The sequence below is a fragment of the Pseudomonas edaphica genome, from assembly GCF_965277385.1.
GTDB lineage: Bacteria > Pseudomonadota > Gammaproteobacteria > Pseudomonadales > Pseudomonadaceae > Aquipseudomonas > Aquipseudomonas edaphica.
Window position 1 is genome coordinate 6257564 of the sequence record NZ_OZ255725.1, and the last position, 23774, is coordinate 6281337.

Here is a 23774-nt window from a genome sequence, read left to right on the forward strand (position 1 = left end):
AGGCAAGCCAGCTCCCACACTTGATCTTCTGTGTGTGTTGGATATCAACGATTCAACGGCGCCACAAAGCGACTGTCCGCTGCACTGTAAATCCACGGTTCATCCACATCCACAACCTTGAAGCGCAAGGTCTGCGAGCTGCTCGCCGGTTTATCGGCCAGCAACGCCACCGACACCGGCACATCGCTGATTTCCCCCGGCGCCAGGCTGAGCCGGGTCTTGCCTTGCAACTGGAAGCCCTCGGCGTCCACCAGTTCCAGGCGGTAATCCTGGCGCTGCTGGGTCTTGTTGATGACCTTCAAGCTGTAGATGTTTTCGATCAGCCCCTGGCTGTTTTCACGGAACATGCCACGGTCCTTGGTCACGTCCAGCGACACCATTGGCCGTTCAATCAAGGCCACCACCAAGGCGGCGATCATCACCAGCAGCACGGCACTGTAGCCGATCAGGCGTGGCCTGAGCAGGTGCGTTTTGCCACCTTGCAGTTGATGCTCGCTGGTATAGCTGACGAGACCACGGGCATAGCCCATCTTGTCCATGATCGAATCGCAGGCGTCGATGCATGCGGCGCAGCCAATGCATTCCATTTGCAGGCCATCGCGGATATCGATGCCGGTGGGGCACACCTGCACGCACAGTTGGCAGTCGATGCAATCCCCCAGGCCAACCTGCGCCGGTTTCACCTCGCGTTTGCGCGGGCCTCGGCTTTCGCCACGCGCCGCGTCGTAGGAAATGGTCAGGGTGTCTTTGTCGAACATCACGCTCTGAAAACGTGCATACGGGCACATGTGCATGCACACCGCTTCGCGCAGCCAGCCGGCGTTGATGTAGGTGGCTGCGGTAAAAAACAGCACCCAGAACAGGCTCACACCGCCCATCTGCCAGGTCAGCAACTCACTGGCCAGCGGGCGGATTGGTGTGAAGTAGCCGACAAACGTCAGCCCGGTCAGCACGCTGATACCCAGCCATAGCGTATGTTTTGCCGAACGCCGCGCCAGTTTGTTGAGACTCCAGGGTGCCGCTTGCAGTTTGATGCGTTGGTTGCGTTCACCTTCGGTGACCTTTTCACACCACATGAACAGCCAGGTGAACGAGCTTTGCGGGCAGGTGTAGCCGCACCAAACGCGGCCGGCAAATACGGTAATGGCAAACAGGCCGAAAGCGCAGATGATCAACAGCGCCGACAGCAGGATGAAATCCTGGGGCCAGAAGGTGGCACCGAAGATGTGGAATTTGCTTTCGGCCAAGTCCCACAGCACGGCTTGGCGCCCGGACCAGTTCAGCCACACGGTGCCAAAAAACGCCAGGAACAGCACAGCGGCACCGCCCACACGCAAAGTGCGGAACACGCCGGTGAAGCTGCGGGTATGGATCAGGTTGTCACTGGATTTGGCCTTCACCTTCTTTGGGTGTATGGGCTCAAAGGTGTCCACGGTTGGGATTCTTTCGCTCATGGTCGTTCGCTCATCAGCCTCCATCAGGCCAATGAACTATGAACTTCACGCTGTTTGCATAACAGACTCAGGTAGGTCGATAAAAAGCGGATCAGATGGGCTTTTTATACGTCACTGTGACAATGTGCTGCACCCCGTAGCGCCTGGGGTGCAGCTGGCTTGTGCGCAGGTTGATACAGATCAATCAAATCACCGAATCACTGTCGGTCGCCTTCAAGTGTTTGCGACCGTCCCTGGCACCGGCGCCGGTCAGTGCGTCCGCTTCGGCTTCAGTGATGTAGACCCGATCGCCTTGTAACTCTACAAAAGACATGGATTTGGCGCTGTCGGTACTCACCGTCACACCCGTGGCGGGCAGGGCGTATTCCTGGCCGTCGTCAGCGACCTTGAAAAAGCACGTTTGATTGTCGATACGTACAGGCATGGTGCTCTCCTTTTTATGGGCAGTCATGGGTTAGGGCGTCGCGCAGTGCCAGGTGTTCCAGGCAACTGACTGGCGGTCGGCGCTGTCCATCGTCTAACCACACTAAAACGGATAACGACCATGGACGCCTGGTGGCAAGAAGTGCTTCAAACCCTGCATGCAGAATTTGCTGACATCGCTGATGCAAAGCAGCTCACTCAGATAACCGTTCGCCTGCTTATCGCCGCGATCCTGGGCGGTATCCTGGGGTTTGAGCGTGAGCAAAAGGGCAAGGCGGCGGGGGTGCGCACCCACATGCTCGTGGCCTTGGGCGCTGCACTGTTTGTGCTGGTGCCGCAGATGTCAGGCAGCCAGTCGGACGCCATGAGCAGGGTTTTGCAGGGGGTTATCGCCGGGATCGGCTTCCTGGGTGCCGGCACTATCCTCAAGGGCAAGGAGGATGAAGAGGGCCAGCACGTCAAAGGCCTGACCACCGCTGCCGGGTTGTGGATGACCGCCGCCATTGGCGTGGCGGCAGGGGTTGGGCGTGAATCAACGGCGGTATTGAGTACACTGCTGGCGCTCGTTGTACTTGGCTTAATGCCCAAAGTCGTCAGGCTCTTCGAGAAGGAACGTTGAGTCCATGATCAGTGAGCCTTCATCCTTGATTTAATGTGTGTTGGGTTGAGCGCTTCGGTGATGGTGTTCATATCCATCACCGTTTGGGCTGTGTCCTCCACGCACCCATTCAGGTGCTCGAATGCTCCGGCCGTGCCTTTGAAAAACTCATAGACATGGCGAAAGCCATAATCGTCCTTACCCGATATCAACTTTAACAGTAAGGCGATTTTCTGTTCGTCATAGGCTGCCTGATAGTCGCTGAAATAAAGTTGGGTGGATAATTTTACGCAGGCCTCGTCACTATTTTTTTGCAGGAACTTGCCGATGTCCGTCAGGAGGTGAGCAACTTCCTCGGCGTCTGGTTCTTTCAACATGGAGTCGACACTTTCCTGGCTGAAATGCATGCGCATTTCATTGAGGACTTTACGCGACTTCAGGTCGTTGGGCGCACGCAACACCTGGGCGATGTCCTCCTCTGTGAGGCTTGCTTTAAGCTCTGTGAGATAACGCCGGCTGACGGAAACGTCTGAATGTACGTGTTGGTGGCGGCTTTGCTTCACGTGAATGTCCGACATGGTATTAACCTGCTCGCGTTTAAGAGGGGGGTAGATGAAATGTGCTCAAGTAAGCGCGTGTGGGACTGTAGCAATAGGCGCACAGGCGAGATGTAGGCTATTTCACCTGTGCGCGCAGGTTAATGCGTTTTTAAGGCAGGCATCCTGACGCGAGTACGCGTGTGAGTGATGGCGTTGATCAACAAGGTTGAACAATCACCGGCGGCATGGTTGTGGGCGGCTCCTCCACGGGTGGCGGCAGGTTTTCCGGTGGTTCCTTCTCCGGGATCGGTTCCGGTTCACTCGGCGGCAGCGTTGGATTGTCGATATTCGGGTCCGGGGTTTCAGCCGGGATCGGGATATTCATCGGTGTGGCCTCCTTTGTGCTTTGCTCTATCGGTGGACAACCGCCGGGCAGGTTTGATTCCCGCCCAATGGCGGCACATCCACCTGAACTTTTCAGCGCAGCCCAGGCTCGGACCTATTACGGCCCTGCTCAGGGAGAGCGTCGCCGTCTCAGAATTCGGATCAAGCAAAGAGCGTCCACAGGGCGTAAGGGGAAGATGCTCGATGACTGCTGAAACACTGACTCCAGAAGACTCCATATTGCCGCTGTCCCAGGCCTTGTTGTTGCCAAGGATCGCGATTGAAAGCACTACGCCCGTCATTGATGGCGGCGAATTTGCTGTGAAGGCCGTGGTGGGCCAGCGCGTCACCGTCACCAGCAAGGTGTTTGCCGACGGCCATGACAAGCTCGCCGTGCTTATCCGCTGGCGCCCGCTGCAGGACGAAAGCTGGCACAGCGTAGTGATGACGGATGTGGGCAACAATGGCTGGGAGGGCGCGTTTACCGTGGCCCAGCAAGGCCCGCACGAATACTGCATCGAAGCCTGGATTGATACCTTTGCGAGCTTCTGCTACGAACTGCGCAAAAAACATGAGGCCGGTGTGCCGGTCAGCCTTGAGCTGCAGGAAGGCCGCAGCCTGGTGTTGCAGGCCGCCGAGCGCAGCGACAATGAGTTACGCGACCGCTTGATGCTGCTGCACCACGAGCTGTCGGGCTTGCTGGAAACCGAGCAGGTCGCGCAGTTCTTGCACGAAGACAGTGCACATTTGATGACCCAGGCCGACCACCGCGCTTACTTGAGCATCAGCACCGTATACCCGCTCGACGTGGAGCGTGAGGCCGCACAATTTGCCAGTTGGTACGAGCTGTTTCCGCGCTCGATCACCGACGATCCGGCGCGCCACGGCACCTTTAATGACGTGCATGCGCGGCTGTCGATGATCCATGACATGGGCTTTGACGTGCTGTATTTTCCGCCGATCCACCCGATCGGCCGCAGCCATCGCAAGGGCAAGAATAACTCGCTGACCGCAGGCGCCGATGACCCCGGCAGCCCTTATGCGATCGGTAGCGAGGAGGGCGGCCATGAAGCCATCCACCCGCAGTTGGGCAGCCGCGACGACTTCCGCCGGCTGGTCAAGGCCGCCGCCGAGCATGGCCTGGAAATCGCCCTCGACTTTGCCATTCAGTGCTCCCAGGACCACCCGTGGCTCAAGCAGCATCCAGGCTGGTTCAACTGGCGCCCGGACGGCACGATCAAATACGCCGAAAACCCGCCGAAAAAATACCAGGATATCGTTAACGTCGACTTCTATGCCGCCGACTCTATTCCGAGCCTGTGGACCGAGTTACGCGACATTGTTGTAGGTTGGGTGCAAGAGGGCGTGAAAACCTTTCGCGTGGATAACCCGCACACCAAGCCGCTACCGTTTTGGCAATGGCTGATCAGCGATGTGCGCTCCAGGCACCCGGAGGTGATCTTCCTGGCTGAAGCCTTCACCACGCCAGCGATGATGGCGCGCTTGGGCAAGGTCGGTTATTCCCAGAGCTACACCTACTTCACCTGGCGTAACACCAAGGCCGAGTTGAGCGAGTACTTCACACAGTTGAACGAATCGCCGTGGCGCGAGTGCTTCAGGCCGAATTTCTTTGTCAATACCCCGGACATCAACCCCGGCTTCCTGCACGAATCCGGGCGCCCGGGCTTTCTCATCCGCGCCGCCCTGGCCACCATGGGCTCAGGCTTGTGGGGCATGTATTCGGGGTTTGAACTGTGCGAAGCGGCGCCGGTACCGGGTAAGGAGGAATACCTGGACTCGGAAAAATACGAAATTCGCCCCAGGGACTTCACCGCGCCCGGCAACATCATTGCCGAGGTCGCCCAGCTCAATCGTATTCGTCGGCAGAACCCGGCACTGCACACCCATCTGGGCTTGAAGCTCTATAACGCCTGGAACGACAACATCCTGTACTTCGGCAAGCGCAGCGATGACGGCAGCAATTTTATCCTGGTGGCGGTCAACCTTGACCCGTTTAACGCCCAAGAGGCCCATTTCGAATTGCCCCTGTGGGAGCTGGGCCTGCCGGACGACGCCCAGACCCAAGGCGAAGACCTGATGAATGGCCATCGCTGGACCTGGTATGGCAAGAACCAGTGGATGCGCATCGAGCCGCAGATGCCTTTCGGGATCTGGCGTATCACCGTCTCCTGAGCCTGACAGGGATTTACTGTCAGGGATCAACTGTGGGAGCTGGCTTGCCTGCGATAGCGGTATGTCAGCACCGAAAAGGCTAGCTGGCCCACCGCTATCGCAGGCAAGCCAGCTCCCACCTTGATTGCATGTCTTCTGCACAATTTTCAGTGTTCCAGGAGTTTCCAATGGCGAAGAAACCCACCCCAGCCACTTTTATCAAAGACCCGCTCTGGTACAAGGACGCGGTGATCTACCAAGTTCACGTCAAATCCTATTTCGATTCCAATAATGACGGTATCGGCGACTTTCCCGGCCTGATCGCCAAGCTCGACTACATCGCCGACCTGGGCGTCAACACCATCTGGCTGCTGCCGTTCTACCCGTCGCCGCGCCGCGACGACGGCTATGACATCGCCGAGTACCGTGGCGTGCACAGCGACTACGGGACGATGGCCGACGCCAAGCGCTTTATCAGTGAGGCGCACAAACGGGGCCTGCGGGTCATCACTGAACTGGTGATCAACCACACCTCCGACCAGCATCCGTGGTTCCAGCGGGCGCGCAAGGCCAAGCCGGGCTCGGCGGCACGGGACTTCTACGTGTGGTCCGATGACGACCAGAAGTACGACGGCACCCGCATCATTTTCCTCGACACCGAAAAGTCCAACTGGACCTGGGACCCGGTCGCCGGCCAGTACTTCTGGCACCGGTTCTACTCGCACCAGCCGGACCTCAACTTCGACAACCCGCAAGTCATGAAAGCCGTGCTCTCGGTGATGCGCTACTGGCTGGACATGGGCATCGACGGCCTGCGTCTGGACGCCATTCCCTACCTGATCGAACGCGACGGCACCAACAACGAGAACCTGCCGGAAACCCACGGCGTGCTCAAGCAGATCCGCGCCGAGATCGACGCGCATTACCCCGACCGCATGCTGCTGGCCGAAGCCAACCAGTGGCCGGAAGATACTCAGCTGTACTTTGGTGACAAAAAAGGCGACGACGGCGATGAATGCCACATGGCCTTCCACTTCCCGCTGATGCCGCGCATGTACATGGCGCTGGCCCAGGAAGATCGTTTCCCGATTACCGATATTCTGCGCCAGACCCCGGAGATCCCCGCCAACTGCCAGTGGGCGATCTTCCTGCGCAACCACGATGAACTGACCCTTGAAATGGTCACCGACAAAGAGCGCGACTACCTGTGGAACTACTACGCCGCCGACCGCCGTGCGCGCATTAACCTGGGCATTCGTCGGCGCCTGGCGCCGCTGATGGAGCGTGACCGTCGCCGCGTTGAACTGCTCAACAGCTTGTTGCTGTCGATGCCCGGCACGCCGACGTTGTACTACGGCGATGAAATCGGCATGGGCGACAACATCTACCTGGGCGACCGCGACGGCGTGCGCACGCCGATGCAATGGTCCATCGACCGTAACGGCGGCTTCTCGCGCGCCGACCCGGCCAGCCTGGTGTTGCCGCCGATCATGGACCCGCAATATGGCTACCTGTCGGTCAACGTCGAAACCCAGGCCCAGGACCCGCATTCGCTGCTGAACTGGACCCGGCGCATGTTGGCGGTGCGTAAGCAGTCCAAGGCCTTCGGGCGTGGAAGCCTGAAAATGCTCTCGCCGAGCAACCGCCGCATCCTGGCGTATACCCGTGAGTTCACCGGCGACGATGGCCGCACGGAAACCATCCTGTGCGTGGCCAACGTGTCGCGCAGCGCCCAGGCGGCCGAGCTGGACTTATCCGCCTTCGCCGGCATGGTGCCGGTGGAGATGCTCGGCGGTAACGCGTTCCCGCCCATCGGCCAGCTGAATTTCCTGCTGACCCTGGCGCCGTACGGTTTCTATTGGTTTGTGCTGGCGGCCGAAAACCAGATGCCCAGCTGGCATGTGGAGCCGGCGCAGAGCATGCCGGATTTCACCACGCTGGTGCTCAAACAACGCATGGAAGAGTTACTCGACGAGCCGTGCCGCACCACCCTGGAGCACACCTCGCTGCCGGCATGGTTGCCCAAGCGGCGCTGGTATGCCGGTAAAGACACGGCCATCGACCAGGTGCAAATTGCCTACGGCGTGCGGTTTGGCGACCCGCAGCATCCGGTGCTGCTCAGTGAGGTCGATGTGACCAGCGGCGGCCAGGTCAGTCGTTATCAATTGCCGTTCGGCTTTTTAGCCGAAGACCAGTTCACCAGTGCCTTGCCCCAGCAACTGGCGCTGGCCCGCGTACGCCGGGGGCGTCAGGTTGGGCTCGTTACCGATGCCTTTAGCCTGGAACACTTTATCCGGGCGGTGATCCAGGGTTTGCAGGCGGGCACCGTGTTGACTACTCACGAAGGTGATTTGCGTTTTGAAGCCACGCCGCACTTGGCCGCGCTGCAACTGACCGATGAGGCGCAGGTGCGCTACCTGTCGGCCGAGCAGTCCAACAGTTCGGTGGTGGTGGGCGAGAGCCTGGTGCTCAAGCTGATCCGCAAAGTCAGCGCCGGGGTGCACCCGGAGCTGGAAATGAGCGCTTACCTGACGGCCGCCGATTACCCGAATATTTCGCCGTTGCTGGGCTCGATGATTCGTCGCGATGGCGAGGGGCAGGACAACCTGCTGATGATTGCCCAAGGCTACCTGAGCAACCAGGGCGACGCCTGGAGCTGGACCCAGAACAACCTGGAGCGCGCGATTCGCGACGAGCTGGCCCAAGCGATTTCCGAGCAGGAGCAGCATTACAACGCCTTGGGTGAACTGCAGGATTTTGCCGGTTTACTCGGCCAGCGCCTGGGCGAAATGCATGGGGTGCTGGCAGCACAAACCACCAACCAAGACTTCAAGCCCGAGACCACCACGGCCAAGGACACCCAGGCCTGGGCCAAGGACGTCGGCGCGCAGATCGACCGCGCGCTGCAGTTGTTAAAACTTCATCAAAGCCAGTTGAACCCCGCCGATCAGGCGCTGGTCAGTGAAATGCTGGGGCATAAAAAAGCGCTGGCCAGCAGTGTCCAGGCCCTGGCGAAAGCCACGGCCGGCGGTTTGCGCATTCGTGTCCACGGTGACTTGCACCTGGGGCAGGTGCTGGTGGTCAAGGGCGATGCGTACTTGATCGACTTTGAAGGCGAGCCTGCGCGCCCGCTGCATGAACGGCGCGGCAAGCACAGCCCGTATAAAGATGTAAGTGGCGTGCTGCGCTCGTTTGATTACGCCGCCGCCATGGCCCTGAATGTGCAAGGTGTGGATCACTCGCCGCAAGCGGATACCGCCCGCCAGCGTGTGACTGACCGTTACCTGAGTGAAGCGCGCAAGGCATTTATCCAGGCTTATCATCAGGCTACGTCTACACTGGCGCATGACTGGCAGGATGCCAATGGGCAGGACGCAGCGCTGACGTTGTTCAGCCTGGAGAAGGCCGCGTACGAAGTGGCTTACGAAGCAGAAAATCGCCCGACCTGGTTGCCGGTGCCCCTGCAAGGGCTGCACGGTTTACTCAGCGGGCTGCTATCTCAAGCGAATAATGCACGCGGTGGGGAGACGTCATGAGTTTTACACAGAGAGAACCGCTGCAAGCGAAGTTGACCGCCATGCCGGCGCCCAAAGATGTAGAAGCGCTGGTGCGCGCGGAACACCCGGACCCTTTTTCCATCCTGGGGCCGCACGATGACGAGCAGGGCGGGCAATTTATCCGCGCGTTCCTGCCCGAAGCCTTGAGCGTCCACGTGTTGGCCCGCGAAAGCGGTGAAGCCATCGGCAGCCTGGACGCGACCCAGGTGCCGGGTTTGTTTGTCGGGCATTTTTCCACGCGCCAGGGCTACCTGCTGAAGATCCAGTGGGCCGGCGGCGAGCAGATCACCGAAGACCCCTACAGCTTCAGCCAGTTGCTGCTGGGTGAGATGGATTTGTACCTGTTCGCCGAAGGCAATCACCGTGACCTCAGCAGTTGCCTGGGGGCGCAGGTCACCAGCGTCGACGGCGTGCAAGGCGTGCGTTTTGCGGTGTGGGCGCCGAATGCGCGGCGGGTATCGGTGGTGGGTGACTTCAATATCTGGGATGGCCGCCGCCATCCGATGCGACTGCGGCATCCGTCGGGCGTGTGGGAGATCTTTATCCCACGTCTGCAAGCGGGCGCGGCCTACAAGTACGAGATTCTCGGCGCCCATGGGATTCTGCCGCTCAAGGCCGACCCCATGGCGCTTGCTACTCAACTGCCGCCCGACACTGCCTCAAAAGTCGCCGCGCCGTTGCAGGTGGACTGGCAAGACCATGAGTGGATGCAGGCGCGTGCCGACAAGCAAAAGGCCTCGGCGCCATTATCCATCTATGAGCTGCATGTCGGTTCCTGGCAGTGTGAACTCGACGAGGCCGGTGAAGTGTCGCGCCAATATGGCTGGCGCGAACTGGGCGAGCGCTTGATTCCTTATGTGCAGCAATTGGGCTTTACCCATATCGAGCTGATGCCGATCATGGAACACCCGTTCGGTGGCTCCTGGGGTTACCAGGCGCTGTCGCAGTTTGCGCCGAGCGCACGCTTTGGCTCGCCGGAGGACTTCGGGTTTTTCGTCAACGCCCTGCACCAGGCCGACATCGGTGTGATTCTGGACTGGGTGCCGGCGCATTTCCCCACCGATACCCACGGCCTGGCCCAGTTCGACGGCACGGCCTTGTACGAATACGCCAACCCGCTGGAAGGCTTCCACCAGGACTGGGACACGCTGATCTACAACCTGGGCCGCACCGAAGTGCACGGCTTTATGCTCGCTTCGGCGTTGCATTGGCTCAAGCACTTCCACATCGACGGTTTGCGCGTAGATGCCGTGGCCTCAATGCTGTATCGCGATTATTCGCGCAAAGCCGGTGAGTGGGTGCCTAACCGCCATGGCGGCCGCGAAAACCTGGAGGCCATCGACTTCCTGCGCCATCTCAATGATGTGGTCGCGCTGGAAGCGCCGGGCGCGCTGGTGATTGCCGAAGAGTCCACAGCCTGGCCGGGCGTCAGCCAGAGCACGCAGCAGGGCGGCCTGGGTTTTAACTACAAATGGAACATGGGCTGGATGCACGATTCGCTGCACTACATCCAGCAAGACCCGGTGTACCGCGCCCATCATCACAATGAGCTGAGTTTCGGCCTGGTGTATGCGTGGTCCGAACGCTTTATCCTGCCGATCTCCCACGATGAAGTGGTGCACGGCAAGCACTCACTGATCGACAAGATGCCCGGCGATCGCTGGCAGAAATTCGCCAACCTGCGCGCCTATCTGAGCTTTATGTGGATGCACCCCGGCAAGAAGCTGCTGTTTATGGGCTGCGAATTCGGCCAGTGGCGCGAGTGGAACCACGATCAGCAGTTGGATTGGTACTTGCTGCAATACCCCGAACACCGAGGCGTGCAGAAACTGGTCGGTGACCTTAACCGCCTGTACCGCGAGGAACCGGCGCTGCATGAGCAGGACGATGCGCCCCAAGGGTTCCAGTGGTTGATTGGCGACGATGCGATCAACAGTGTCTATGCCTGGCTACGCTGGAGCAAGGACGGCAAACCGGTGCTGGTGGTGGCCAACTTCACCCCGGTGCCGCGTGAGGGCTACGCGGTCGGCGTGCCGTTTGCCGGGCGCTGGAGCGAGGTGATCAACAGTGATGCCGACACCTATGCCGGCTCCAATTATGGCAACGGCGGCGAAGTGCTCACCCAAGAGGAGCCGCGCCATGGGCAGCCGGTGTCGCTGTCGCTGAATCTGCCGCCTTTGGGCGTGTTGATTCTTCGCCCGCAAGCGCTGTAACGGCTCTAGTGTGGTGGATTCTGTTGTCCGCACTACTGGCAGGGTGCCACAATGGCGCCTTTGTCGTGGCAGTCGAAGCAGGCGCATTTCATGAACGGCCTTGGGCGTGGGCAAGACCCGGATGAACTCATCGAACAGCAGGTGCGAACCGACCGTTTGCACCAGCTGTTTCGCCAATCGTTCTCGGCTATTTTCGGCAGCTACCTGGGCGCTGTCATGCTCTGCTGGCTGTGTTGGGGCCGGTTTGACCACAAGGTCATGCTGGTCTGGCTGGGGTTGCTGGCGGTGACATCGCTGGTGCGCGTCAAACTGTTCACCGACTGGTTTCGCTGCCCCGACAGCGAGCGCACGCCCCGGCGCTGGGAACGCCGCTATTGGGTCACGCTGATGCTGTCAGCCGGCACCTGGGGCCTCGGCGCCCTGGCCGTGATGCCGACGGATGATCGTGTCTCCCAGGTGCTGGTCATGCTGTTTACCGTGGGCATGTCAGTGAGCGCGGTTTCGTGTTATTCGGCCTATCGCTATATGACCCTGGGCTCCATGGCGCTGGTACTGTTGCCGTGTACCCTGTGGTTGCTGTTCCAGCCGGCGCCGATGCAAGTAGGTGTGGCAATTGCGGTGCTGGTGTTCTCGACCTTTGTGGTCAGTGCCACGCGCAAGCTCTCGGATGCGCTGGAAAAAGCCTTCCGACTGACCCGACAGATGGAACGTGCTCACCATATCTCCACGCGTGCTGCCCAGACCGACGAGCTCACCGGGCTGATGAACCGTCGCGCGTTTTTCGAACAGGCCCACCTGCTGTACGCGCATTGCCACCACCACCAGCAGCCGCTGAGCGCGTTGATGATGGACATGGACCATTTCAAGGACATCAACGACACCTACGGCCATCAGGCCGGCGACCAGGTGTTGCGCCAGATTGGCGGGGTGATCAGCACGTCGTTTCGCCAGGCCGATGTTTATGGTCGGCTCGGTGGTGAAGAATTCGCGGTGTTGCTGCCCAACACTTCACTGGAAACCGCGCGAGGCATCGCCGAGCAACTGGTCCAGGCGATTTCGGGCCTGACCTGTGAACCGGTGAAGGGCTTGACCGCCAGCCTTGGTGTGGCCACTACCCGCAGCCTTGATCAGGACTTGCACAGCCTGATGAACAACGCCGACAAAGCGCTGTACCGCGCCAAGGCTATGGGGCGTAATCAGGTGGCCGTCGCGCAGTAGCGCCTCACTCCTTGAGCATCGACCTGGCCAATGCCCGCGCCACTTGGTCGGCGGAGTAGGGCTTGGGGAGGAATTCGAAGCCTTCATAACCGCTGTCGGCCAGTTCTTCGCTGTAGCCTGACGTGAGCACCACCGGCAAGTCGGGGCGGCGCTGGCGCAGCAGTTTGCTCATGGCCACGCCGGTCATGCCTGGCATCACCACATCCGAGAAAATCGCGTCAAACGCCATGCCGTCCGGGCCGGCCAGTGCCAGTGCCTGCTCGGCATGGGTGGCCCAGGTGGTGCGGTAACCCAGGTCCTGCAGGATCTGGTTGGCAAAACGGCCGACCTCGAGGTTGTCTTCGACTATCAGGATGTGGCGCGCCGCAGTGGCGGGCAGCGGGCTCTGATCTTCCTGGACCGGGCAGGCCTGCACCGCCACAGGCTCGGCCTCGGGTAGATACAAGGTAAACACGCTGCCCTGGCCGAGGTTGCTGGTGACGTCGACGTTGCCACCGGACTGTTTGGCAAACCCGAACACCTGGGACAAGCCAAGCCCGGTACCTTTGCCCACCGCCTTGGTGGTAAAGAAGGGTTCGAAAATGCGCTCGACGGTGTCAACGGCAATGCCGCTGCCGGTATCGGCCAAGGCAATGCTCACAAAGGGCTGGTTTGATTCGGCATCGCCACGGATACGCGGCAGTCTGGCAATGTGGGCGACGCGCAGGGTCAGGGTGCCTTGACCTTCCATGGCATCGCGGGCATTGAGCGCGATATTGATCAGGGCGGTTTCAAATTGGCTGGAGTCGACGCGCACATGGCACGGTCGCTGCGGCAACTCCAACTGCACGCGGATACGCGCACCGGTGAGGCTTTCGAGCATCTCGCCGATGTTCTTGACCCGCAGGCTTACATCGAAAACTTCCGGGTTCAGCGGTTGGCGGCGGGCAAAGGCGAGCAGTTGGCTGGTGAGTTTGCTGGCCCGCTCGACAGTGTCGGACACCGCGCTCATGTAGCGTTGGCGGCGCTCTTCGGACAACCCCGGCTGGCGTAGAAAATCCACCGAGGAGCGGATGATGGTCAGCAGGTTGTTGAAGTCATGGGCCACGCCACCCGTCAACTGGCCGATGGCTTCGAGTTTCTGCGACTGGCGCAGAGCGGCTTCGGCCTGGGCCAGCGCCAGGGTGCGTTCTTCGACACGCTGCTCCAGGGTGGTGTTGAGTTCGGCAAAGGCTGCCAGCCCTTCACGCACATGGGCATCGGCGCGCACGCGCTCGATATGCGCCCAGGAGCGCTCGGTGACTTCGCGCAGCAAAGCCAGGTCGTAGCTCGACCACAGCCGTGGGACTTTATCGTGTACCGCCATCAAGGCCGTCAGCCGACCATTTTTGATGAGTGGCATGCAGATCGTGGCGCTGACGCCCAGTGCCTGAAAGGACGCTGACTCTTCTGGTGGCAGCTCGCGCAGGTTGTCATGGATCACCAGTGGCTCACCGGCCCGCAGGCAGTTGACGGCCGTTTCACCGAAAGCCGCCAGGCTGTAGCAGCCGATAATGCTGGGCGAACCGGGGGCTGTCCAATTGTCACGGATGGTGAAGCCGTCTTCATCGGCGTCCATATCGGCGTAGGCGCAGTTACTCACCTGCAGATGTTCGGCGACCAATTGAGTGGTGCTGCTCAGAATGGTTTCGGCATCTGCCGCATTGGCCACCGTGTGGCTGATGGCTTCCAATACCGCCAGGCGACGGGCGAGGAATACTGTGGTGGTGGTTTCCGACACGGTGTCGAGAATGCCGACCACCTTGCCCTCGGGGTCGCGAATCGGGCTATAACAAAAGGTGAAGTACGCCTGTTCCCGCGTCGGGCCGCGTTCAATCACCAGGGGGAAATTTTCGATGTAGGTGGCATGGCCTTGGAAGGCGGCATCGGCGATGGGGCTGATATCCGCCCACACCTCATGCCACACCTCGTTGAACGGGCGCCCCAACGGGTCGGGCTTGGTGCCCAGGATCGGAATGAATGCATCGTTGTAGAGTGTGATCAACTGCGGCCCCCAGACAATCGCCTGGGGAAAGCTCGATGCGAAGCACAGCGCTACGGTGGTCTTGAGCACGTCGGGCCACTGCTCCAGCGGGCCTAGTGGCGTGTTCGCCCAGTCATGCTGGCGAACCCGCTCAGCCATTTCGCTGCTGCTTTGCAGCCAATTCATCATTGCGAGAACACCTTGTTTACCACGGTCTGTCGAGGGCCTGAAGCGGGCAGGCTAACAAGCAACAGACCGGAATGAATGCTGCCAGTTCAGCACGATTATTCAGGTGATAGCAATTTGATGTTCTATACAAATGAATAGGCCTGCAGTCGGGCCTAAGACGCCTATTGCGCGCCGAGAACCCCCGTCCAATAAATGCCGGCATCACTCTTGGGGTCCATGGCGTAGGCCGCGCCCAATTCACGAAATTGCGGGTTCATCAGGTTGGCGCAATGCCCGGGGCTGGCGAGCCAGCCGTCCACCACCTTGCGCGGGTTGTCGAGGCCAGCGGCGATGTTTTCGCCGATGTTTTTTGCGATGTACCCGGCCAGTTCCGCACGATCACCAGGCGTGCGGCCGTCATGATCCAGGTGGTCGAAGAAATTGCCATTAGCCATGTTGCGCGAATGGCTGTTGGCGGCGCTGGCCAAGTCGTCATTCCACGACAGCGGCGTGGTCGCGCTAAACGCCTGGGTGCCGCATTGGCGCGGTTGTTGACGGGCGGTGTTGACCAGGTCGAGAAGTTTTTTGCCCTCGGTCTGCCAGTCGCCAAGGCCGCTGGTGAGCAGCGGGCGCGCCAGCACGATGCGCCAGTCCTGGCCGCTGTTGCTCACGCCAATATCGACAAATTGCGGGTCCAGCACCACGCGGCAGAAGCTTTCGCGCACGGCCTTCATCGCCGCCTCGGCGTCTTTGGGGCCGGAGAGGCTGATGGCCTGCACATTCACCATCGGGTACGCGGCCCGCGCCAGCGCCTGCTGCAAGTCGCCGACATTGGTGGCCGGCAGCACCAGTCGGGTGTCGCTGGCCAGCGGTGGCAGTTCCTGGGAACCCTGGTTGCCGCAGCGTTGTACGTGGCTGCGGTATTCGTTGATCTGTTGCACTAACTGACTTTCTTCATTCGCCATCGCGCTGGCGCAGAACACCACATTGGCGGCCAGCGTCGTCAGACCCATCATCAATGACAGCACGCGCATGGACGTTACCCTTGAGCTTGAAAGTGCCCATGATGCGCGAAGTAACCCGGTTTGGGGCAACGCCTTTTTTGTTTTTTTGCCTCAACGGGTGTTCTGCGGGCAGATCGTGGCGCGGTTGCGCCCCCAGGCAAACGTGCTGGCGGTGACGATCAAGACCAACGCCATGGCGAAGGTCACATGCAAGCCATTGGCAACACTGGGCGGCGCTGCGTGGGCCACATCGGGGCTGGCCCAGGCAAATACCGCGCCCAGGGCCCAGGCACCGAAAATCAGTCCCAGGTTGCGCGACAGGTTCAGCAGGCCAGAGACGGTTCCTCGGCGTGTCGGCGCGACATCGCTCATCACCGCGGTGTTATTGGCGGCTTGAAACAGGCTGTAGCCTGTTGTGAGCAGGATCAGGGCGCCGAGGTAAGCGAGCAGTCCCGCCGTCAGCGAAAGCGACAGGGCACCCAGGGCCATCACCCCCAAGCCCGCGAGGCTCATGCGATGGCTGCCCAGGCGATCGGTGAGGCGGCCCGCCGGCACACCGGTCAGCGCTGCAACACAGGGGCCGACGGCCATGGCCAGGCCCATCCAGGCGGGGTCGAGCCCCAGGCCACGGGAGAGGTAAAACGGCCCGACCACGAACGTGGCCATGATCACTGCCGCCACCAGCGCGCTCATCGCCAACCCGGCCCGCAGCGACGGGTCTTGCAAAGGCTGCCAGAAAGCACCTGCCGATTCGCGGGCGCCGGCCTGGCGGTCTGCCGGTAAGTAATAAAAGGCGAGGGCGGCGGCCAACAGGCCCAAGGGTACGCCGACCGCGAACAACGCGCGCCAGCCCCACAGGCTCAGCAACACGCCGCCGACACTGGGGCCCATGGCGGTGCCGACTGCTGACATCGTTCCGAGCAAACCCATCACCTGCCCGGTACGCGCCTTGGTGACCGTGTCGCCCACCATCCCGAGGGTCATCGCCATCATGCTCGCCGCCCCCAGGCCTTGCAGGGCGCGTGCGGCAATCAGCCATTTAAGCGATGGTGCTGCCGCGCACAGTGCACACGCCACGGCGAACAGCAGCAAGCCAGCGAGCAATACGCGTCGGCGCCCCCAACGATCGCCCAGGCGGCCGGCACCGACAATCACCGCCGTGATCGCCAGCAGGTAGGCGAGCACCACCCACTGCACGGCATGAAAGGATGCATCAAATGCCTGGGCCAGGCTGGGCAGGCCGACATTGGCGATGCTGGTGCCCAAAGCGGCCAGCAACATGGATAGCGACAGACTGACGAGCGCGGCGCGTGAAGAGTTGTGCATGGACGATTCCTTGAGTGAAGGCAACTGACACAACTCTACGGCGTGGCCTACTATGGCGGAAGACGCATGGGTTGCAGCCAATACCTGCATCAAACGCCTGATAAGGAACACGTATGCCCGACCTGAATTTGCTCATTACCCTGGATACGTTGCTTAGCGAGGGCAGTGTCGCCGCTGCCGCCAGGCGCCTGCGCCTGAGCCCTTCGGCCATGAGCCGCGCGCTGGCACGCCTGCGTGAAACCACCGGTGACCCCTTGCTGGTGCGCGCCGGGCGCGGGCTGGTGCCGACCCCGCGGGCGGTCGAACTGCGTGAACACGTCAGCCGTTTGGTGCAGGAGGCCCAGGCGGTGCTGCGTCCTGCGCAAACCTTGGACATGGGCCAGGTGGTACGCACGTTCACGCTGCGCTCGAGCGAGGAGTTTGTCGAAAACCTCGGCCCGGCGTTGCTCGCGCGTATCGCCCAGGAAGCGCCGGGCGTGCGCCTGCGTTTCGTCGACAAGAGCGACAAGGACTCGGCGCTGCTGCGCGAGGGCAGTATTGACCTGTCGATTGGCGTGGTCGACGCCAGCGCCAGTCCCGAACTGCTGACCCAGGCGCTGTTCCGTGACCGACTGATCGGTGTGGTCCGCAGCGGCCATGCGCTGAGCCAGGGTGAAGTCAGCGCCGAGCGCTTTGCCCAGGGCCAGCATGTCTACGTGTCACGCCGTGGGCTGGACCGTGGCCAAGTCGACGACGCCCTGCAAGCGCTGGGCCTGACGCGGGAGATCAGCACCATCGTCGCCGGCTTTGCCACCGCCATCGCCCTGGCCCGCGACACCGACCTGATCGCCAGCGTGCCCGAACGCTACACCGCCCATCAGCGCGACGGGCTGTACAGCTTCGCGCTGCCGATAGTCGTGCCGCCGTTCACCGTGGCCATGCTCTGGCACCCACGCCTGGATGCCGATGTGGCCCACCGCTGGTTGCGCGGCTGTTTGCGCCAGGTGTGCGGGCAGCAGGTACAATCACCGCTGCCTTGACGCTAAACCCAGGAATTTGCATGTTCAGCCTTACCCGCTACACCACCGCGTGCCCCGAGCCGATCAACAGCCAGATCCTGCAGATGGTGGTGGACAACCTCACCGACATCAGCAGTGTGGCGTTGCCGCCGAGCAACCTGCTCTACAACATCTATCAATATGCCGTCGGTTATGAGGTACACCTGTACCTTGAAGCGCTGACTGGCGCCAAGGGCATCGCGGTTGAACTGGTGGTGGCGATGCGGGACGAACAGGTGATCGGCTTTTGCCTGTACCTGCCCGTCAAGGATGATCCGCACGCCTGTGGCATCGCCTTTATGGCCGTGCAAGCCGGGCATCGGCGCCAGGGCGTGGCCCGCGCCATGCTTGGCGAGGTGCTGGCGCATTATCCCCACGCAGAACTGGCCTGCTCAGTGGAAAAAGTGCCGGCGTTCCAAGCGCTGGGCTTTCAGGTGCGTGGCGCACGCGGCACCCAAGTGTTGATGAACACCCGCGATTACGGCACCGATGGTTTGATGGGCGTGCTGGACGTGGCTGCGATCTACAGCTCGCTGGAGGTGCGGCAGATTCATACGTACTTGCTGCAAAAACACGGCAAGCGCGCGATGGTTGATGCCGAGAAGCAGCGGGATCGGCACTTGGATTACCTTGCGCGTAAGGTGCAGCTATTTTTAAGCGAGCATCAGGCCTGAATGTAAAAGACCTTCCTTGGGTAGAGGGTGTGTGTGTATCCGTTGCTGCGGTAACGGCGGCTTAGGGTTCCGCCCTGACGGCGGGTCACTTTTGGCAAACGCCCGGAATGCCGGCCCAGCCAAAAGTAACCAAAAGGTCTGTGCCCCACCACTCGGTGCCTCGCTTAGGCTCGGCATGCCCGCACTCCGGCTTGAATCCGTGGGCCGCCGCGATGGGCCATCCTTGGCCCAGCGCGGCTAACCCGGCGTCCTGCCGGGTTACCCACGGATTCAAGCCTGCATTCGGCCATCGTGGTTAACGGGGCGCCTCAGATCAAAATCAAGATCAAAAGCAGAGCACGGCGGCCTAGTAGCCGACCTGAGTGGTTAGATCAAAAGCGAAAAGCGGATCTGCATGCACCGAAGATCTGCTTTTCTGTGGGAGCTGGCTTGCCTGCGATGCAGGCACCTCGGTATCGCAGCGGTACGATAATTCGACAAGCCTGCTCCCACATGATGAATCAGTTCACCGTGCCGCGATTGACCATCGCCAGAATCGTCGCCACCAGCTCCTGCTGCGCCTCCTCACGGCTGATCTCGCCGCTGGCGGCCGCTTGGGACAAGGCCTCGGCGGCACCCAGCATGGCGCGTAAGCCTGCCTGGGAAACAGTGCCGTTGGGCGCGAACGGCGCCAGTGCGTCGCGGCACTTTTGCAGGAAGATCGCCTCGTATTTGCGCTTCAGCGTTTCCAGTTCCGGCGAGCTGCTCAAGGCGGCAATCACCCCCGGAATTTCCCGCCCTTGCAACAACACGCAATCGACGTAGCACGACGCGATGACCCAGGCTTGCTCCTGCAGGGTCGCGGCGCTGGAGTCCAGCGCATCGGCAAACACCTGGTTCTGGCGGCTATCGAAGTCTTCATACAGTGCGGCCAGCAGGCCGGCGCGGGTGACGAAATGGTCGTAGACCACCGGCTTGGTGACGCCCGCCAGCTCGGCCAGGCGGCCCAGGGTCAGGGCTTCGGTGCCTTCTTCGCGCACCAGTTGCCAGGCCATGTCGAGCAATTGGCGCAGGCGATCCTCGCGGGACAGGCGGCGGCGTGGGGCAGGGGATTCAGCGCTTGACATGCTTATATACCAAAAGTAACTTAAGGTGCGTAACCTACTAAAAGTAGCTAGCGCCCAGCCTAGCCCGAAATGGAGTCAATGTCATGCACGCACTGATCGTTGTAGCCCATCACGACCCGCAATCCCTCACCCATAGCCTCGCCGCGCAAGTGGCGGCCGGGCTCACGGCGGGCGGCCACACTTATGAGGTTGCCGACCTCGCCGCCGAAGGCTTCGATCCGCGCTATACCGCCGCTGACCACCTCGTACACCGCACTCGCGCTGAGCCGCCCGCCGATGTGCTCGCCGAGCAGGCGCGCATCGACCGCGCCGATGCATTGGTGCTGGCGTTTCCGATTTATTGGTGGTCCCTGCCGGGGCTGCTCAAAGGTTGGGTTGACCGCGTGTTCGTCAACGGCTGGGCGATTGATTACGGCCCCGATACGCCGGTGGTGAAAAAACTGCGGCACTTGCAGGTGCACCTGCTGGCGTTGGGTGCGGCAGATGAAAGCGCGTTTGATCGGCACGGTTATGCCAAGGCCATGCGCACGCAAATCGACTACGGGATTTTTGATTACTGTGGGGCGCAGGTGGTGACGTCAAAGCTGCTGCTGGATTCGGAAAGCGGCGCTGCGCAGGCGCACTTGCACACCGCGAAAGCCATAGGGCAGGGCTTGTTTGCACACGAAACGGTGGCTGGTTAGTCAGCCTTCGCGAAACAGATCGTGAGCATCCAACAGGCGGTAGGCGATTTCCGGGCGCTTTTCCATGCCACGGCGAATCGCTGCCGGAATCGCCTGGCGGGTTTTGCGGCACAGGCCGGGCTGCTCATCGATGTTGATCTGAATGCCGCGCATGCTCTTGACCTCGGTGTGCCCCGGCGCTACCTGCACGCGGATGCCCAATAGCTCGAACATCTTCTGTTGCATGTGTTCCAGGTCTTGCAGGCTCTGGAGGTTTTCCAGGCGCTCGACCAGCTTTTTTTCTTCCTGACGCGTCAGGCTGAGAATGCGCAGGTCGGCGCCGGGCGCTTGCAACAGCTGTTCGCGGTCGCAAGCGCAGACGCCGGGTGGGCAGGGTTGGCGAATTGACATGTGCATTCCCTCCCTACGCCGACGTGCTGGCTCAGTAGCTGAGCGTTACCCCAAGGCTGCCCAAGGCCTTCCAGTATTCAGGGTAGGTCTTGGCCACGCAGTCCGGGTCTTGAATGCGTATTCCCGCCACCTTCAGCCCGGCCAGGGCAAAACACATCGCGATGCGATGGTCGGCGTGGGTGTCGATCAGCGCATTGCAAGAGGTGCCGGCCAGCGCCGGGTCGCTGGCCACCAACAGGTCGTCGCCCTCGATGGTCGCCAAGCCTGGACGAATCTCGTTGAGGCCGTCGTGCAGCGCCTGTACACGGTCACATTCCTTGACGCGCAGGTTGGCCAGTTCAGTGAAGCGCACCGGGGTGTTGTTGAACGCAGCCAGCACGGCCAGGGTCGGGATTGCGTCCTGCATCTGCGAGCCGACTACCGTGGCTTGCATGTTCGGGAACTGCGCGATCACGGCCTGGGCCTTGGCGTCCGGCTGGGTGAAGTGCTGCGCGGCCACGCCGATGTCGATGCGCCCGCCGGTCAACACTTCGGCAGCCCACAGGTAAGTGGCGGCGGAGGCGTCGGGTTCGATCAGGTAGTCATGGGCGCTGTAGCCGGTGGGGGCCACGCGCCAGGTGGTGTCGTCGACCACCTCGACCTGCGCACCGAACGCCCGCATGCAGTCCAGCGTCAGGTCGACGTAGCCACGGGCGCCGATGTCCTTGCCGGTCAACGCCACTTCAATCGGCGCCTGGCCGCAGGCGGCAAGCATCAACAGGGCTGACACGTACTGGCTGGACAAGCCGCCATCAATCTCAAAACGCTTGGCCTGCACCTTGCCCACGCCGTGTACGGTCACCGGCGGGCAGCCGGTCGGGCTGTCGACGCGGATGCCGTTCTGGCCGAGGGTGGCCAGCAGCGGGCCGATCGGGCGTTTTTGCATGTAGTCGTCGCCGTCGAGCACCACGGTGCCTTCGACGGTCGCCACGGCGGCAGTCAGAAAACGCATCGCGGTGCCGGCATTGCCGAGGAACAGCGGCTGCGACGGCAATTGCAACTTGCCGGAGCCGGTCACAACGAAGGTGGTGTCGTCCGGTTCATCGATGCTCACGCCCATCTGGCGCAAGGCCACCGACATGTGGCGGGTGTCATCGCTTTTCAGTGCGCCGCTCAAGCGGCTGGTGCCCTTGGCCAGGGCGGCCAGCAGCAGGGCGCGGTTGGTAATGGATTTGGAGCCGGGGGGCGCGACCTTGCCGTTCAGGGCGAAATTGGGCGGTGTAACGGTCACGGTTTTCTGCGAACTCAAGGTACAAGGCTCCTGATCAAGGCAAGGCGGTAGGGAGTGGCCGACGGGCGGACCCGAATAATCAGCTAAACACGCCACCCTTGTCGAGCAGGGATCGTGGTAGGGCGCGTATTTCGAGGCGGTCGCCGACTTGTCCGGGGAATGGACTGCTCCTGTAGTCGAACTACTCCTGCGGGCGTAGGACAAGCAGCAAATCTGATGCAGGACAACGGCGCTCACTTAGCGAAACGAGGGCGACGTGAGATCTTTCCGACAGAAGTGGCGACTGGACAATAAAGCCCGCCAAGGTAAGTTCAAGGCGTGCCCCATGACGGGGCACATTCAATCAAGGAGTGAATGAAATGAACAAACCCCAGACCCAACTTCGTCACGGTCGCGTGGTGACCCCGGCCAGCCGTGGTTCAGTGGCGGTGGAGCGTGGGCTGCTCGGCAACTGGCAAGTCAACGAGATGGAAGGCGGTAAAAACTTCCCATCGCTCGCCGCCGGGCCATTCCCGGCACCTTATGAAACCGATGATCAAAGCGTCACACCGCCTGGCGACGGGCATATCTTGAGCGGCGGCAAAACCGACGACCGCGATTGCATCAACTTCACCGACGAGGAGATGAGCAAAAAGCTCAATAGCCCCTTCACTTGGCCGTTGCTGAATGTCGAGGCTGGCCAGGTGTTCAAGGTGCAGTGGGAGTACACCGCCGCCCACGTCACCCGTGGTTATCGCTGGCTGATCACCAAGGATGGCTGGGACCCCAAGCAACGCATCAGCCGTGCGCAACTTGAGGCCAAGCCGTTTTTCGAAGACTTCTACACCCAGGTGCCGTACTACCAGCACGCCGATGAAATGAAGGCCAAGGTCGAACACCAGGTCACGCTGCCCAAGGGCAAGAAAGGCCGGCATGTGGTGGTGTTGATGTGGATCGTGGCCAACACCGGCAACGCGTTCTACCAGGCGTTTGACCTGGACTTCAAATAAGCGCTGTTACCGCTGGGCCAACCAGTAGTCATGCAGCGCCCGCGCGGCGGGTTCGATGGCTCGAACCCGCTGCTGGTGGGCGTTTACATCCAGGTCAACCGGCAGTTCGAAGTTATCCTGCTCGGCGCACCAGGAAATCTTCTCCAGCAGCGCCGCCTGTTCGGCAGGCAGTTCTGGCCAGTTGCCAATCGCGGCGCCACGGATATAACCAAAGCACCATTCCTCGGCAAGCGTGACGGTTTGACCTTGGTGTTCGGTGTCATCAAAACGCGCCTTGAAGCCTTGCGCATCGGTGGCCAATTGCGCCGCCAGCGTATTCATATGGTGCACGCACAGCTCGAGGAAGCGCTGGGCTTCTTCGACGTTTTCCCAGGCCGGGTTCTGCCCACCCCAGATCGCCGGGAACCACTCACCCACGTCCACCTGTGCCGGGCTGGAGACCAGCGCGGTGAAGTAGCCGTCGAGTTCAGCCAGGTTCAGCACCGAATGATCGTCGCCGTATTTCAACAGCGTTTCGTCGATGAAGTCCAAATCGGCAGGGGTGAGGGGTTGGGCGAGCATTGGCAT

Annotated in this window: 20 protein-coding genes; 9 read left to right on the forward strand and 11 right to left on the reverse strand. The window is 61.2% G+C overall.

Annotation, left to right across the window (positions count from 1 at the left end):
- Positions 1-44: 44 nt before the first annotated feature.
- Together ccoG and ACQY47_RS28490 are read right to left on the reverse strand one after the other, a co-directional pair.
- On the reverse strand, positions 45-1454 hold the full coding sequence (ccoG, locus tag ACQY47_RS28485; protein ID WP_099548274.1) for a cytochrome c oxidase accessory protein CcoG: 1410 nt from the start codon (positions 1452-1454) through the stop codon (positions 45-47).
- Positions 1455-1638: 184 nt separating this feature from the next.
- The gene (locus tag ACQY47_RS28490) at positions 1639-1878 is read right to left on the reverse strand and encodes a DUF3203 family protein (protein WP_428553966.1); all 240 of its coding nucleotides are present in this window, start codon (positions 1876-1878) and stop codon (positions 1639-1641) included.
- A 120-nt stretch (positions 1879-1998) separates the two neighbouring features.
- Between ACQY47_RS28490 and ACQY47_RS28495 the strand changes: the two genes are divergently transcribed.
- On the forward strand, positions 1999-2496 hold the full coding sequence (locus tag ACQY47_RS28495) for an MgtC/SapB family protein (protein WP_017139129.1): 498 nt from the start codon (positions 1999-2001) through the stop codon (positions 2494-2496).
- An 8-nt stretch (positions 2497-2504) separates the two neighbouring features.
- Here the strand turns inward: ACQY47_RS28495 and ACQY47_RS28500 are convergent, their stop codons facing one another.
- Positions 2505-3053: a hypothetical protein gene (locus tag ACQY47_RS28500; RefSeq protein ID WP_428553970.1), complete on the reverse strand. Its 549-nt coding sequence runs from the start codon at positions 3051-3053 to the stop codon at positions 2505-2507.
- Positions 3054-3231: 178 nt separating this feature from the next.
- A complete protein-coding gene (locus ACQY47_RS28505; protein WP_017139127.1) occupies positions 3232-3399 on the reverse strand; it encodes a hypothetical protein in 168 nt (55 codons plus the stop codon).
- 203 nt (positions 3400-3602) lie between these two features.
- On the opposite strand from ACQY47_RS28505, the gene ACQY47_RS28510 reads away from it, so the two are divergent.
- The 4 genes from ACQY47_RS28510 to ACQY47_RS28525 all read left to right on the forward strand — a co-directional run bounded on the left by ACQY47_RS28510 (position 3603) and on the right by ACQY47_RS28525 (position 12558).
- On the forward strand, positions 3603-5591 hold the full coding sequence (locus ACQY47_RS28510; protein WP_428553973.1) for an alpha-1,4-glucan--maltose-1-phosphate maltosyltransferase: 1989 nt from the start codon (positions 3603-3605) through the stop codon (positions 5589-5591).
- A 167-nt stretch (positions 5592-5758) separates the two neighbouring features.
- Positions 5759-9106, forward strand: a complete 3348-nt coding sequence (gene treS, locus ACQY47_RS28515; protein ID WP_428553976.1) for a maltose alpha-D-glucosyltransferase — start codon at positions 5759-5761, stop codon at positions 9104-9106.
- A complete protein-coding gene (gene glgB, locus ACQY47_RS28520; protein WP_428553979.1) occupies positions 9103-11340 on the forward strand; it encodes a 1,4-alpha-glucan branching protein GlgB in 2238 nt (745 codons plus the stop codon). The genes treS and glgB overlap by 4 nt, the downstream gene beginning before the upstream one ends.
- Positions 11341-11391: 51 nt before the next feature.
- Complete coding sequence (locus tag ACQY47_RS28525) at positions 11392-12558, forward strand: GGDEF domain-containing protein (protein ID WP_017139123.1); 1167 nt, start codon at positions 11392-11394, stop codon at positions 12556-12558.
- A gap of 4 nt (positions 12559-12562) precedes the next feature.
- Here ACQY47_RS28525 and ACQY47_RS28530 read toward each other — a convergent pair whose 3' ends face one another.
- From ACQY47_RS28530 to ACQY47_RS28540, 3 genes are all read right to left on the reverse strand, one after another.
- Positions 12563-14749, reverse strand: coding sequence for a GAF domain-containing hybrid sensor histidine kinase/response regulator (locus ACQY47_RS28530; RefSeq protein ID WP_138450224.1), 2187 nt, complete (start codon positions 14747-14749; stop codon positions 12563-12565).
- Between the two features lie 161 nt (positions 14750-14910).
- Entirely contained in the window at positions 14911-15762 is an 852-nt protein-coding gene (locus ACQY47_RS28535) for a CAP domain-containing protein (RefSeq protein WP_017139121.1), read from the reverse strand.
- Between the two features lie 81 nt (positions 15763-15843).
- Positions 15844-17058 carry an MFS transporter gene (locus ACQY47_RS28540; protein WP_428553984.1) on the reverse strand — a complete coding sequence of 405 codons (1215 nt, stop codon included), beginning with the start codon at positions 17056-17058 and terminating at the stop codon, positions 15844-15846.
- Between the two features lie 113 nt (positions 17059-17171).
- On the opposite strand from ACQY47_RS28540, the gene ACQY47_RS28545 reads away from it, so the two are divergent.
- Together ACQY47_RS28545 and ACQY47_RS28550 are read left to right on the forward strand one after the other, a co-directional pair.
- Positions 17172-18077, forward strand: coding sequence for a LysR family transcriptional regulator (locus ACQY47_RS28545; RefSeq protein ID WP_176992290.1), 906 nt, complete (start codon positions 17172-17174; stop codon positions 18075-18077).
- A gap of 20 nt (positions 18078-18097) precedes the next feature.
- A complete protein-coding gene (locus ACQY47_RS28550; RefSeq protein ID WP_099548283.1) occupies positions 18098-18769 on the forward strand; it encodes a GNAT family N-acetyltransferase in 672 nt (223 codons plus the stop codon).
- Between the two features lie 500 nt (positions 18770-19269).
- Here the strand turns inward: ACQY47_RS28550 and ACQY47_RS28555 are convergent, their stop codons facing one another.
- Positions 19270-19875, reverse strand: a complete 606-nt coding sequence (locus tag ACQY47_RS28555) for a TetR/AcrR family transcriptional regulator (protein ID WP_428553989.1) — start codon at positions 19873-19875, stop codon at positions 19270-19272.
- An 83-nt stretch (positions 19876-19958) separates the two neighbouring features.
- On the opposite strand from ACQY47_RS28555, the gene ACQY47_RS28560 reads away from it, so the two are divergent.
- Complete coding sequence (locus ACQY47_RS28560; protein WP_186618103.1) at positions 19959-20558, forward strand: NAD(P)H-dependent oxidoreductase; 600 nt, start codon at positions 19959-19961, stop codon at positions 20556-20558.
- Here ACQY47_RS28560 and ACQY47_RS28565 read toward each other — a convergent pair whose 3' ends face one another.
- The gene (locus ACQY47_RS28565) at positions 20559-20948 is read right to left on the reverse strand and encodes a hypothetical protein (protein ID WP_099548288.1); all 390 of its coding nucleotides are present in this window, start codon (positions 20946-20948) and stop codon (positions 20559-20561) included.
- Positions 20949-20979: 31 nt separating this feature from the next.
- The gene (locus ACQY47_RS28570; protein ID WP_017139113.1) at positions 20980-22236 is read right to left on the reverse strand and encodes a 3-phosphoshikimate 1-carboxyvinyltransferase; all 1257 of its coding nucleotides are present in this window, start codon (positions 22234-22236) and stop codon (positions 20980-20982) included.
- Positions 22237-22577: 341 nt separating this feature from the next.
- Between ACQY47_RS28570 and ACQY47_RS28575 the strand changes: the two genes are divergently transcribed.
- Entirely contained in the window at positions 22578-23207 is a 630-nt protein-coding gene (locus tag ACQY47_RS28575; protein ID WP_138450233.1) for a lytic polysaccharide monooxygenase auxiliary activity family 9 protein, read from the forward strand.
- 6 nt (positions 23208-23213) lie between these two features.
- Here ACQY47_RS28575 and ACQY47_RS28580 read toward each other — a convergent pair whose 3' ends face one another.
- The gene (locus ACQY47_RS28580; RefSeq protein ID WP_428553995.1) at positions 23214-23768 is read right to left on the reverse strand and encodes a UPF0149 family protein; all 555 of its coding nucleotides are present in this window, start codon (positions 23766-23768) and stop codon (positions 23214-23216) included.
- Between the last annotated feature and the right edge of the window lie 6 nt (positions 23769-23774).